The sequence below is a fragment of the uncultured Campylobacter sp. genome (genome assembly GCF_938045465.1).
Classification (GTDB): domain Bacteria; phylum Campylobacterota; class Campylobacteria; order Campylobacterales; family Campylobacteraceae; genus Campylobacter_B.
Genome location: NZ_CALIBF010000175.1, coordinates 1 through 11858 on the forward strand (window position 1 = coordinate 1; position 11858 = coordinate 11858).

The window sequence follows — 11858 nt, forward strand, 5'->3', positions numbered from 1 at the left end:
TGACGATAAATTAAAAGGGGAATTTCAAAAAGAATATAGCGTTGATTATATTATAGAATATCTTAAGAGAGCCGTCTATTACTCGCAGCTAACAGTAGAGCAATATGATGCAGTTTTTGGACGCAAAAAAGTAGAGTATCCATCAAAAGCTGTTATTGAGCTAAATTTTATCGTGAATGCCGATAAAAGCATAAGTTTGTCGGATAAATTTATGGTGACCGAAGATGTTGCCGATGATATTATTAAAACAAGTTCGTTCACTGGTAAAAGGGTGGCAGAAGACGCCTTAGTAATTTTCTACGAAAGAAAGTAAGCACCTCATCTCGCGGCTAAATTTTATAAAATTTTAAAATTTAGCCGCCTTTTTTATATCAAAATTTCATTCAAGATTTTACGTGGATTTTAAATTTAAAGCACGATGCCTTCTCGCCGTCAAGGCTAAATTTAAATTTAGCCTTATTGCGGTGCGCGGGCTGAATTTACGCTGCGCGGAATTTTAAATTTTATTCGGACGCGGATAAGCTAGCGAGCCGAGCTTGCGGTTTTAGATAAAATTCCGACCTTATACGGACTCTTACGAGATACAAAAGTGCGGGTTAAAATTCCTGCAAGCAGCGCAGGAGTAGTCCATAGCCGTGAGCGCGAGACGGGAGAGGTTCGGTTAAAATTCCGACGAGCTAGCCAAAAAGCGGATTCCGCCCGCCGAAACTAGCGACTCGCCGTATTAACCAAAATTGGAAGTTTGTGCCTTTGGGTATGAGTTTCGGCGCCGTTTGCCTACGGAGTATCGGCCAAAATCGGCGGTTTTTCCTCGCTGATAAAGCAAGCTTGCTGTCGCGTTAATCAAACAGCGAGGGTTGCAGCGATTTGATCTTGTAGCTCGCGCGGTGAAAAGGCGTGAGCCCGTACCGCTCGATCGCCGCGATGTGTGCGCGCGAGCCGTAACCTTTATTTTGCGCGAAGCCGTATTGCGGGTAGCGCTGCGCGAGCTCATGCATCGTGCGGTCGCGCGTGACCTTGGCGAGGATGCTCGCCGCGCTTACTTCGGCGATTTGCGCGTCGGCCTTTACGAGCGTCTGAAGCCCGCGTACGCCGAAGGTTGCGTTGCCGTCGTAGATGATCTGTCCGCTAAAACCCATAAAATGCGCGAGAATCTGCTCAAGCGCCGATCTTAGACATGCGCTGAGTCCGATCTCATCGACCTGCGCGCTTGAAATTTCGACGATTTTGTAGCACGAGTTTTCGATGATCTGGGCGTAGAGCTCCTCGCGGCGCTTTTCGCTTAGCTTTTTACTATCGGCAAGGCCTGCGATCTCGCGCCGCAGCACGCAGCCCGCGACGCAAAGCGGCCCCGCAAGACAGCCGCGCCCAGCCTCGTCGATGCCGCAAATCTGCCCGCTCACTGCGCGTCCTTTCGCACGACGGGCACGGCTCCGCTTAGCAGGTCGTGTAAATTTAATCTATCTTTGCGAAAAAAGCAGATCAAAAGCCCCACGACGCTAAAGCCCGCAAATACGAAGTACGCAAAGCGCGCTAAGGCTCTAAAGAAGCTTACTTTGCGTCCGCTACGAATGTCGATGAGATAAAGCCCCGCGAGCTTATAGCCCGGAGTCTGAGCGCAGCGAGCATAAAATGCTGCGCAAATAGCGCCGTAAGCAAGCCAGATAAGCGCGATCGCGGCTTGGTTGCGCCACAGAGCCTCTTTTGAGCCCAAGACGAGATAGGTAACGCTGTAAAATAGGGGCATCGCGATGATGAAAAGATCGACGATGAAGGCCTTTATGCGCAGAAAAATCGGTGAAATCTTAGCTTTTTGTTTTACCATTTCGATCCGTTTTAGATTAAATTTTAAAATTCCGGCGCGCTAAATTTAGAGCCGAGAGGATAAAATTTAATCTCGTTGCGGTTTGTTAGCAGCAAATCGGCGCCTAGTTTCCGCGACTGCCGGGCTTGATCGCCTTGCTTCCGGCAGCGCAAAGCGGGCAGGTCGCGGGCTCGTAAATTTCAAACTCGAAATTGCCTAGCGCAAAAAACGGCTTATCCGCGGGCAGCTTGGCGCCAGCCTTAGCGACGCTGCCCGCTAAATTTGCGACCTTGCAAAATCCGCGATTGGCAAGCGCGGCAAAGCCCACGACCTCTCCGCCGAGGTTTTCGATGAGCCTGGCGCTCTCAAGAGCCGAGCCGCCCGTCGTGATGATGTCTTCGCAGACGATAAATCTCTCGCCCTTATGCACTTCAAAGCCGCGGCGCAGGCTCATTACGCGATCTACGCGCTCGGTAAATATGAAACGCTTTTTTGCCGCGCGAGCTAGCTCGTAGCCCGCTAAAATTCCGCCCAGCGCGGGCGAGCAGACGCTGTCAAACTCCACGCCCGCTTTTTCGATGATAGCGGCGAGTTCGTCTGCAAGCTGTCCCGCGAGCCGCGGATCCTCAAGTACTTTGGCGCTTTGCAGATAAAATTCCGAGTGGTTGCCGCTTGAAAGCAGAAAATGCCCTCGCAGATATGCGCCGCAGTCGCGATAGATTTTTTCTATATTCACAGCTCAAACCTTCAAAAGCTCGGCTTCTTTGGCCTTGACTGCGTCGTCGATCTTGGCGGAGTAAGAGTCGGTGATCTTTTGCACCTCGTCGTAGCCCTTTTTGGCGTCGTCTTCGGAGATCGCTTTGTCTTTTTCGAGCTTTTTGATTTCGTCGTTAGCGTCTTTGCGGACGTTGCGAATGCCGATTTTGGCCTTCTCGCCCATCGCTTTTGCTTTTTTAGCGTTTTCTTGGCGTTGCTCGACCGTCATCGGTGGGAAAAATAGCTTTACGCTCTCGCCGTCGTTAGTCGGATTGACGCCGATATTTGCCGCTGCGATCGCGCTTTCGATCGCCTTTAGCATCGGCTTTTCCCACGGCGTGATCGAGATCGTAACCGCATCGGTCGAAAGGACGGTCGCGACCTGATTTAGCGGAGTTTGCGAGCCGTAATAATCCACGAAAATATGATCCAGGATCGCCACGCTCACTTTGCCGGTGCGTAGCGTCGTAAAGTCCTTTTTCAAAGCCTCGATAGCTCGATCGCCGTTTGCTCTTTGCTCTTTGTAGATAGCTTCTAGCATTCAAATCCTTTAAATAAAATTTGCGGAATTATAGCGTTAAAAAAATAAGAATAGCATTTAAAAGCGCGGATTTTGCGCTTTTAAATTTTAAAATTTAGAGTTTATTTGGTTGTGTTTTGATCTGCGGAAGCGGCGCTGGCATTGGTATCACTTGATGCTTGCGACCGAGCAGGCGCGCTAGCTGCGGCGGTATCGGTAGCAGGAGCTGCGGGCGCTTCGATTTTCGTATCCGTCGCATTGGTCTCGCTGCTAATTATGGAATTTGACTCGGTGCTTGCCGGAGCGAAATTAGGCTTTGCACTAGAAGCTGGTATGGACGGCACGCCAGGGACAGCGTTTGGCACGGATTTAGTAGCATTTGCTTCGATCTTTACGCGATCGACGACAGAAGATTTAGCATCTTGCTGATAGAAATACGCAAGCACGAGTGTATTTATCACAAATAAAATTCCCATCGCGGCGGTAAATTTAGCCAAAAACCCCGCCGGGCCCTTCGCTCCGAATAAGCTTTCGTTGCTTCCGCTGTATGCGCCAAGCCCTATGGATGAGCTTTTTTGCAGCAGGACGGAGATCGTAATTATCACGGCGAAGACGACTTGTAAAACCAAAAATAATGTTGTCACTATAAAAACCTTTTGAAAAAATTGAATTTGCGATTATAATAAAAGATTTATAAATTTTAAGTTAAGAGTGCACCGCACGAAGCGGTGCGTAAAATTTAGTCTCTACTTGCGCCGAAAATTCTTAGCAGCGAAAGGAAGAGGTTGTAGATGTTTAGATACATATCTACGGCAGCCATTATCGGTGAAGTGTAGGTGCCGTTTATAATATTTTTAGTATCGTAGATGATATACATCGAAAAGATTAAAGCCGAAAAAGCTGAAATCGCTATATCAAGCACGGTGCTTTTGAAAAAGAAGTAGTTCAAAAGGCTTAGCACGATAATAGCCACAAGCGATACCAATAGCGGTTTGCCCCAAGAGTCGAAATTTGTCTTTGTATTCATCGCATAAACGGTAAGAGCACCGAAAGTAATCGCCGTAGCCACAAACGCATGTGTTACCACATCTCCGGCACCCGCTGCGATATAAATAGCGATCAATTTACCTAGAGTAAGACCGGTAATAAAGGTAAATGCAAAAAGCAAAACCAGCGCGATCGTGTTGGCGCCGCGATTTACGGCTGCCTGCATACCGAAGATCAGCCCCATTAAAACTACCAGATATAAAATCGGATGAAGAGCCAAGCTCACGCCGAAACTCATCGCCACAAAAGCCCCTGCCGCCGCAGCTATCATCGAAGCGGTTAGAAGCGCGTAGGTTTGTTTAATGGTCTGAGAGATTCGTCCTTGTTCTAGTGATGCGTCCGATAGTTCATAGCCGTCCGCGTAATTTCGTCTGTCGTATAGACTCATATCTTTCTCCTTCTTTTGATTTATGAGCGGGGAGTTTAGCGAAAATTTGGTAAATATATAATTAAAAATTCGCAGAATTCTATCTATTTATGAAAGTAATATATAATTCCCGACTTTTTTAAGGAGAAAGTATGCCCAGCCAGTTAATAAATGGAGCTATTAAATTTATGGAAGAAAATTTTGCCGAGCATGCCGAGCTTTTCGGAAGTCTGGCAAATCATCAAAAGCCCCACACGCTTTTTATCGGCTGCTCCGACTCGCGCGTGGTGCCAAGCCTAATCACTTCGACGCTTCCAGGAGAGCTTTTCGTCGTGCGAAATATCGCAAACGTCGTTCCTCCATACCGCATTAGCGAGGAATTTTTAGCGACTACCTCAGCGATTGAATACGCGCTGTATTCGCTAAATATCAAAAATATCATCGTTTGCGGGCACAGCAACTGCGGGGGCTGCGCGGCGCTGTTTTATGACGCAAAAAAGCTTGAAAAAATTCCAAACGTAAGGCGCTGGCTAAATTTAATGCAGCCTGTAAAAGACGAGGTCGAAAAGCTCAAAGATCTCGGCGCCGATAAGCGCGAGTGGATCACCGAGCGGCTAAATATTATAAATTCCATGCAAAATTTACTTAGCTTTCCTGGCATCAAAGACGCCTATAAAAACGGCGAGATTAAAATTTACGGCTGGCACTACGTCATCGAAACGGGCGAACTATTCAACTACGACGACGAAGGCGCGCATTTTACGCTATTAAATAAGGGAATGGATTATGAAAAAATCTATAATCAGCTTTTTAACGATTAGTCTTTTTAGCGCCGCTTTAGCGTTTGCAGACCTCAACACGACCGGCGAGGGAAGCTTTGTAGAGACGAATTCTTCCGCTCCAGAGGCAAATCTTACTTTAGAAAACAACAAAACCGAGATCAAAAAAGAAGTCGCTAAAATTCTATCCAAATCTCTCGGTGCAGAGGATGGCAATAAAACTGAAGTAATAAATATGATCGCGGAAAAGGTCGCTAAAACGGAGACTTCGCAGAAAAAAGCTCCTAACAGCGAGACGCTTATCTCTGTAATCAAAGAGATTAAAAAGCTAAATTTGCAGCGCAGCTCCCTGCTTAACGGCGGCGACGCCAACGCGAGCAAAAACGAACTGGACGCCATCGATCGCAATAAAGCCAAGCTCTTTGATCGCCTACCTTTCGCGATTACACAGCAAGATATGGATATCGAAAGCATAATATCGTATGCGCAAAATAAAAAGAACATCCAAACTACGCTAAAAAAATACGCCAAAAAGCAGAGCTCTCCCGAATACGTAAATGCAAGCGCGGATTTGGAAAAAATGGAGATGGCAGAGATCTTTTATACCTCACTTATGAAAATTGAGGATATGTTTGTAAACGGCGCAAGCAGAAGCGCGCTTGAAAGCGAGCTGAGTAGTACGCTACTAAATATCCAAACTAGGGATTTTAGCAAACTTAATGATTTGAAAAATAATCTAAGCAGTCAAGAGCAGATAGACGCCTTAGAGTCTAAAATCAACGATTTGAAAAACGACAAGCAGACCTACGACGAGGTGCTTACGTATCTGTCGCGAAATAGCGATCTACTCGCAAGCAGCGTGGTTTTTACGAGCTTAAATTTTAAGTCGGTGATCGATTATATCAACGATAAAATTCCGTTTAAGCTCAGCCACGTAAATTTCGGCAAGCTCATTCTAATCACGCTGATTACGCTATTTTTCTACTCGCTTCGCAGGCTACTTGCCAACATCATCTATTTCGTGTTTAAATCCTTCAATAAAAGCTTCTCTCTGGATAGCGAAACTCTAAAAACGCAAGTAGTGGGCATTATCAAGCGTCCGATGGGTATTTTGCTGATCGCTTATTCGGTCGATATCTGTCTTAGTATATTTTATTATCCGGCGCCCGTGCCGATAAAATTTGCAAATTTATTCTCGATCGTTTACGTGGTGCTTTGGGCATGGCTCATCATCGAAATCATCGATGGTTACGGTATTGTCGTGCTTGGAAACATTACGAAAAAAGGCGTCAGAAAAGATATCATAAATCTAGTCGTTAAAATTCTATACGTCATCGTAATCATCATCGCCGTGCTTTTGGTACTAAAGCGTCTAGGCTTTGACATCTCGGCGCTTATGGCATCTCTTGGAATCGGCGGACTTGCGATCGCGTTTGCGACCAAGGACATCATCGCGAATTTCTTCTCATCCGTGATGCTATTGTTTGATAACTCGTTCTCGCAAGGTGATTGGGTCGTATTAGGAGATATAGAAGGAAACGTCGTAGAAACAGGCTTCAGAAAGACGACGATCAGAACCTTTGACAACGCTCTTGTTTTTGTGCCGAATTCCAACATAATGGCGCAAAATATCAAAAACTGGAGCCGCAGGAAGGTAGGACGGAATTTAAAGCTTACCGTAGGCGTCGAATACGGCGCGAGCACGGCTCAACTGCGAAAGTGCGTAAACGATATCAAAGAGATGCTAAAATCTCACCCGGGCATCGCTCAGTCTGCCGATACGGCATTAAATTCTAAAGATTTTCGTATGCGCTATAGACAAAATATGGTCTCTATCGACGATTTAGCGGGCTATAAAAGCACCATGTTCGTGGCGTTAGATAGCTTTGGCGATTCGTCTATTAATATTTTAGTTTACTGCTTCACAAAAACCGTAATATGGGCAAATTTCATCCAAACTAAAGAGGATGTTTTATTTAAAATAATGGAGATCGTGGAGCAAAACGGACTATCGTTTGCCTTCCCATCGCAGAGCGTTTATATCGAAAATATCCCGGAAATAGCAAGCGAATGCGTAAAATCAAAAGTAAATTCCAACGACAAAGGAGAGCAAAATGGCTGATTTCGATGACTTCGAAGACGAAGAGTTCGATGAGGACGAATACGAGGACGATGATTTAATCGGAGGCGACGAGAGTTACAACTACAACTACGACGAGGACGATTACAGCTACGAAGACGACGATGGTTTCAACGATTATAGCGATTTGGACAGCGAGGATTATTAGTGTTTAGATCCAGGGCGCTGCCTTTTGATCCGCGCACGAATAAAATCGCGAGCCTACAGAGTTTGAAATTTCATCACGGCGGGCTTTGCGAGGACTATGTCTCCACCCTAAATCGAGACATTGCGGATACGCCGATACAGAACGCGGATCTTTTTACGATCATTACGCAGTCTTTCAGGGAGGCGCACGGCGAGGAGTGCGAGTTTTCGCAAATTTCAAAGCTTTATCAAATTTGCCTAGGTTTTAGCCGTATTTTTAACAATGCCTCTGAAATTTACAACCACGATTTTTACTTCGATTGTATCGCGCAGCCAAGCGAGCCTAGCGGCGAGCTAGCGGATGCTTTAGCGCAGGCTTTCGGCGGGATGGAAAATTTTAAAAGCGAGTTTTTAAAGCGCGCACTGGGGCTTTCTGGCAGCGGCTGGTGCTGGCTCGTGTGCGATGAACGCGGCACAAATTTAGAAATCATCACGACGCAAAACGCGGACACGCCGATCGTGCGCGGCAAAATTCCGCTTTTAGCCTGCGATCTTTGGGAACACGCCTATTATGTCGATCATCAAAATGCGCGCAAGTTCTACATGGAGAATTTCTTGCGCTTTGCGGACTTTGGCTTTGCAAGCGACGCCTACTCGTGGGCGAAAGAGCAAGGACTTGACTCCGTGAAGCTCTACATCAGCGAGCTTCATCCAGCCGCATCTTCGCGCTGCGATTGTGGCTGCTGCGGATAAATTCGGGCTTTTACCGAGTAAACTTTAGCGCTGCGGATTTTCGGTTCTCTATGCCCGCCGCGCGCTAAATTTATAAGCATTTTTCACATTTTGACGCCCGTTATTTTACCCTGAGAATACTGTGCCTCGTCGCCTCAGGATTGCTGTGAATGATTCTAGCTCGCTATCTCGCCGTATGTAGAATTTGCACAAATTTTGGTTTTTAGCCATTTGGTACTGCGTATTGAAATTTAACGTTACGAGCGAATATCTCGCAAAATTTTAAAGTTGCAAATAAAGCCCATTAAATTTTCATACCGAGATAGGTAGCCCATTCTTTGCCTCCGCAATTATACGGAGGGGGGCGACTCTTTCTGCCCCCTGCCTTGCTCGCCCACACCATGCTCGTAAAATTTTGTTTAGCAAAGCGGGTGGCAAATTTTAAAATATTAGCCAGCTAAAATTTACCGCGCTAAAGGCAAGGTTGCAGTAGATTTGAAATTTAAGCCTGAATAGCGCGGCTTGCGAACCGCGGTCTAAATTTAACAAAATTTGATCGTCAAATTTTACTTTTTGGCAGTTGAAATTTTTAGCGTCGTTTCGGCTTGAAATTTCGCTTTAAATTTTAAAAATTTGCACCGCGCCAAAGTTAGCTCGTCATGCCGAAAAAAGGAGCCGCATCGAAAGCCAAGTTATGCCACGCCGGACGCACCCGCACACTACGTGCGCCAAAATATGGCACGAAATTTTAACCACATCAGCTCAAATCGTGCGACGAGCTGCGCTGCACGAAACCTCGTTAGTTAAAGCGCCGAGCCGTGTAAAGCCGCTCGGCGTAGAATTTTACTCGCTCGAAATGCAGCGTGCCGCTTCACAAGCACAAAATTTAATCCGTTAAGGCGCCACTTGACGGCGCGGTATGTATAGCCTAAAACAAATGCGTAAGGCCACGCTCGCTTAAAATTCAAAGACATACTCAATAAAATTTAAAGCCGTGAGCGCTCGAAGCGCAAAGCCCCGTCTCTTTGAAGTGCGGAGCCGCGTCCTAATCAAATGTTAGAGACGTGAAGCAGAGATCAATCGAAACGCGAAGTCGTGTCTATTTAAAGTATAGAGCTACGCCTAATAAAATTAAAAACCACGCTCGCTCAAGGTATGAAACCGTTCCGCTCAAAAATATTATTGTGCCTGCAAAACGCAAAGTCGCGTCTGCTTAAATTTCCTGGCTTATTTAAAATTCTAAGCCTACTCAAAGCCCCAAATCCGCTTAAAATTTTAAAATTTAGCCCGCTTTACTCCCTCGCTAGCCCGTTTTTATCGGATTTGTCGCTGATTAGCTTGCCCGCTTCGTCGTATTTTTTGGCGCGCACGAGCCTGCCGCGCTCAAACTCGCCCTCGGCTTCGAGCTTGCCGTCTGCGTAGTAGTGCTTCGCCCTGCCCGTCTCCAGGCCATCCTTGAACGTAACTCTAGCCTTGAGCGCGCCGTTTTCGTGATATGTTTCGTATAGCCCGTGCTTGCGCCCGTCTCTGAACATTACCTTCGCCGCAAGCGCGCCGCTTGCGTAGTATTGTTTACTCGCGCCCGTTTGCCTGTCGCGCTCAAACTCGTATTCGCCCTGCAGCGCGCCGCCTTCGTAGTATTCGCGCACGGCGCCGTCGCGCTCGCCGTCTTTGAAATTTTCGACTACGCGCGTCTTGCCGTCCTCGTAAAACGACTTCCAAACGCCCTGTTTGCGGTCATCCTTGTATGCGCCCATCTCTCTTAGTGCGCCGTTATCGTGATACCATCTCTCTACGCCTTGTCGTTTATCGTTTTTATAGTTTCGTTCCCCGCGCACTTTGCCGCTTTTGTAATAATCCACGTCCTTGCCGTTTCGCAGCCCGCCCTTATACGGATGGCGCGCGCTTACTTCGCCGCTTTCGTAGTAGTCGGTGAAAACGCCCTCGCGCCTATCCGCTTTATACGCGCCCTGCTGCTTTAGCTTGCCGCTTCCCTGATAATACAGCTTGTAAAAACCCTCGCGCTTGCCGGCTTTGTATTCGCTCTGCGATCTCAGTTCGCCGCCGTCCGCGTAGTAGCTCTTCGCGACGCCGTCGTATAGGCCGTTTTTTAGCGGATATTCGTTTGAGGGCTTATCTCTGCCGTCAAAGTAATCGCGCTCGCGCACCGCGGTGCCGTCCTTTACGTCGATCTCGCGGATTAGCGTCGGCGGCAGCGGCTTTGCTCTGGGGTAGACGACGCCCATAAAATTTACGTCGTAGAGATCCTCGGCGCTGTAATGCAGCACCTTGAGCGTCCCGCTGTAGGGCTTGTCCGCTACGAAATACAGGCCGTTTTTCAGGACCGGCTCGGGCTTCATTACGATTTTTGGCTCCAGAGCTTGCGCGCCTAGCGCCAAAAGCGGAAGCAGAAGCAGGAACTTTAATGCGCTTGGAAAGCTAAAATTTCGCATTAAATTTAAGCCCAAATTGAGCGAATTTTGCGCGGCTTTGCGGGTTTTCATATTTTGCTTCCTTTGGCTCGGTTAAATTTGAAGAATTTTAAAATTTGAAGCTAAATTTTAGATAAATCTTCGCGGAGTTTAGGCTGATGGTTTGGTTTTTGGCGCTGGCGGCACGCAGCCATGTACCCGTAAACCTCGCGCGCGCTGTTTAAGAGAGCCGAACGCTAAATTTCGGCACGCTTTAACATATCTGCGATGATTGTCCACTCGCGCACGAGCCTTTCAAAGCTAAAATTTGCGTTTGCCGGGCTCGTGGACGGCAGCTTGACGGGCTCTTTGCCGGTTGCGTTTAAAATTTGAGTTTTTAGGTATTTTTCGCAGATTTCGTGCGCCTTGCCGCCGTTTGCGAACACCTGCACGATGCGCGCGCCGCTAAAGATCGGCTCTAAATTTGCAGGCACGACGGCGGTCATTTTGGCATCGCTCGAGCCCTTTATCTCGCAGCAGATCGCAGCGTCGTAGATGGCGATGCCGCGGGCGAGTAGGAATTTTATCTTTTCATCCGTGCTTGCAGGCGGCGGCGCGTTTAAAATTTGCGCCAGCACCCGCCAGAAGCGATTTTGCGGATTTGCGTAGTAAAAGCCAAATTTACGAGAAACGACGGAGGGAAAGGAGCCGAGGATTAAAATTTTAGAATTCTCATCGAAAATCGGCTTAAAAGGGTGAGTTTGGCTCATTTTGCGCCTGCTTTATATTCGCCAAAAACGCTTGTCGGAGTGCCATAAAATTTATCTTTCATTTTCGTTTTATCTTTTGTAAGTTTTAAAATTTCACCCGCAAAACAGCTTGGAGCTGAAGTTGCGCGGCGGCAAAGATTTCGGCGCGCCTGCTTGTTCTGATACGGCGCGCGGTAAAAATTATGATGAGCCTATCGCGGCGCGCGATTTGGGTCTAAATTTCAACTTTTCAAAATCCCAAGTCAGAGCTTTTGCGACTAAATTTAACGCCTCGCAGCGACAAAATTTTAACCCTCGCGGCAGTTGAAATTCCGTCCGCCGCCGCAACTACCGCCGAAACGCTACGCGCTAAATTTTAGGTACCGAGATTACGCGCACGAGCTCGCCTTTTTTGAGCTCTTTGACC

The 11858-nt window shown here is 47.3% G+C and carries 13 protein-coding genes and 1 pseudogene; 6 read left to right on the plus strand and 8 right to left on the minus strand.

The features are described 5' to 3' along the window. Nucleotides 1-313 (plus strand): annotated as a pseudogene (locus Q0413_RS08470) (hypothetical protein); the annotation flags it as partial. 526 nt (nucleotides 314-839) lie between these two features. Here Q0413_RS08470 and Q0413_RS08475 read toward each other — a convergent pair. From Q0413_RS08475 to Q0413_RS08500, 6 genes are all read right to left on the minus strand, one after another. Then, nucleotides 840-1403 carry a ribonuclease HII gene (locus tag Q0413_RS08475; RefSeq protein ID WP_298988582.1) on the minus strand — a complete coding sequence of 188 codons (564 nt, stop codon included), beginning with the start codon at nucleotides 1401-1403 and terminating at the stop codon, nucleotides 840-842. Beyond that, complete coding sequence (locus Q0413_RS08480) at nucleotides 1400-1825, minus strand: RDD family protein (RefSeq protein WP_298988591.1); 426 nt, start codon at nucleotides 1823-1825, stop codon at nucleotides 1400-1402. Before Q0413_RS08480 ends, Q0413_RS08475 begins: the two co-directional genes overlap by 4 nt. A 103-nt stretch (nucleotides 1826-1928) precedes the next feature. Further along, a complete protein-coding gene (gene pyrE, locus Q0413_RS08485) occupies nucleotides 1929-2540 on the minus strand; it encodes an orotate phosphoribosyltransferase (protein ID WP_298988599.1) in 612 nt (203 codons plus the stop codon). A 3-nt stretch (nucleotides 2541-2543) separates the two neighbouring features. Further along, nucleotides 2544-3101 (minus strand): ribosome recycling factor, encoded by a 558-nt coding sequence (gene frr, locus Q0413_RS08490; RefSeq protein ID WP_297880081.1) that lies wholly within the window; start codon nucleotides 3099-3101, stop codon nucleotides 2544-2546. 101 nt (nucleotides 3102-3202) lie between these two features. Beyond that, nucleotides 3203-3724 (minus strand): preprotein translocase subunit SecG, encoded by a 522-nt coding sequence (secG, locus tag Q0413_RS08495; RefSeq protein ID WP_298988607.1) that lies wholly within the window; start codon nucleotides 3722-3724, stop codon nucleotides 3203-3205. A 95-nt stretch (nucleotides 3725-3819) separates the two neighbouring features. Beyond that, nucleotides 3820-4515, minus strand: a complete 696-nt coding sequence (locus tag Q0413_RS08500) for a Bax inhibitor-1/YccA family protein (protein ID WP_297880079.1) — start codon at nucleotides 4513-4515, stop codon at nucleotides 3820-3822. A 131-nt stretch (nucleotides 4516-4646) separates the two neighbouring features. Here Q0413_RS08500 and Q0413_RS08505 point away from each other — a divergent pair, with 131 nt between their 5' ends. From Q0413_RS08505 to Q0413_RS08520, 4 genes are read left to right on the plus strand one after another with little or no spacing between them, the layout of a single operon-like run. Beyond that, on the plus strand, nucleotides 4647-5315 hold the full coding sequence (locus Q0413_RS08505) for a carbonic anhydrase (RefSeq protein ID WP_297943776.1): 669 nt from the start codon (nucleotides 4647-4649) through the stop codon (nucleotides 5313-5315). Beyond that, entirely contained in the window at nucleotides 5281-7395 is a 2115-nt protein-coding gene (locus Q0413_RS08510) for a mechanosensitive ion channel family protein (protein WP_298988634.1), read from the plus strand. The genes Q0413_RS08505 and Q0413_RS08510 overlap by 35 nt, the downstream gene beginning before the upstream one ends. Next, entirely contained in the window at nucleotides 7388-7561 is a 174-nt protein-coding gene (locus tag Q0413_RS08515; RefSeq protein WP_005870938.1) for a hypothetical protein, read from the plus strand. Before Q0413_RS08510 ends, Q0413_RS08515 begins: the two co-directional genes overlap by 8 nt. After that, nucleotides 7561-8292, plus strand: coding sequence for a superoxide dismutase (locus tag Q0413_RS08520; RefSeq protein WP_298988640.1), 732 nt, complete (start codon nucleotides 7561-7563; stop codon nucleotides 8290-8292). The genes Q0413_RS08515 and Q0413_RS08520 overlap by 1 nt, the downstream gene beginning before the upstream one ends. 1271 nt (nucleotides 8293-9563) lie before the next feature. Here the strand turns inward: Q0413_RS08520 and Q0413_RS08525 are convergent. Both Q0413_RS08525 and Q0413_RS08530 read right to left on the minus strand, forming a co-directional pair. Then, a complete protein-coding gene (locus Q0413_RS08525) occupies nucleotides 9564-10775 on the minus strand; it encodes a toxin-antitoxin system YwqK family antitoxin (RefSeq protein ID WP_298988648.1) in 1212 nt (403 codons plus the stop codon). 164 nt (nucleotides 10776-10939) lie between these two features. Next, nucleotides 10940-11452, minus strand: a complete 513-nt coding sequence (locus tag Q0413_RS08530) for a DNA-deoxyinosine glycosylase (protein WP_298988657.1) — start codon at nucleotides 11450-11452, stop codon at nucleotides 10940-10942. 121 nt (nucleotides 11453-11573) lie between these two features. Here Q0413_RS08530 and Q0413_RS08535 point away from each other — a divergent pair, with 121 nt between their 5' ends. Beyond that, nucleotides 11574-11759, plus strand: coding sequence for a hypothetical protein (locus Q0413_RS08535; RefSeq protein WP_298988667.1), 186 nt, complete (start codon nucleotides 11574-11576; stop codon nucleotides 11757-11759). Nucleotides 11760-11858 lie beyond the last annotated feature (99 nt).

What these genes read in the sequence shown, in the direction of transcription:
- Q0413_RS08530 (WP_298988657.1), bottom strand. Translation starts at nt 11,452, where the DNA reads ATGAGCCAAACTCACCCTTTTAAGCCGATTTTCGATGAGAATTCTAAA.
- Q0413_RS08515 (WP_005870938.1), top strand. Translation starts at nt 7,388, where the DNA reads ATGGCTGATTTCGATGACTTCGAAGACGAAGAGTTCGATGAGGACGAA.
- frr (WP_297880081.1), bottom strand. Translation starts at nt 3,101, where the DNA reads ATGCTAGAAGCTATCTACAAAGAGCAAAGAGCAAACGGCGATCGAGCT.
- Q0413_RS08525 (WP_298988648.1), bottom strand. Translation starts at nt 10,775, where the DNA reads ATGAAAACCCGCAAAGCCGCGCAAAATTCGCTCAATTTGGGCTTAAAT.
- Q0413_RS08510 (WP_298988634.1), top strand. Translation starts at nt 5,281, where the DNA reads ATGAAAAAATCTATAATCAGCTTTTTAACGATTAGTCTTTTTAGCGCC.
- Q0413_RS08505 (WP_297943776.1), top strand. Translation starts at nt 4,647, where the DNA reads ATGCCCAGCCAGTTAATAAATGGAGCTATTAAATTTATGGAAGAAAAT.
- Q0413_RS08500 (WP_297880079.1), bottom strand. Translation starts at nt 4,515, where the DNA reads ATGAGTCTATACGACAGACGAAATTACGCGGACGGCTATGAACTATCG.
- Q0413_RS08480 (WP_298988591.1), bottom strand. Translation starts at nt 1,825, where the DNA reads ATGGTAAAACAAAAAGCTAAGATTTCACCGATTTTTCTGCGCATAAAG.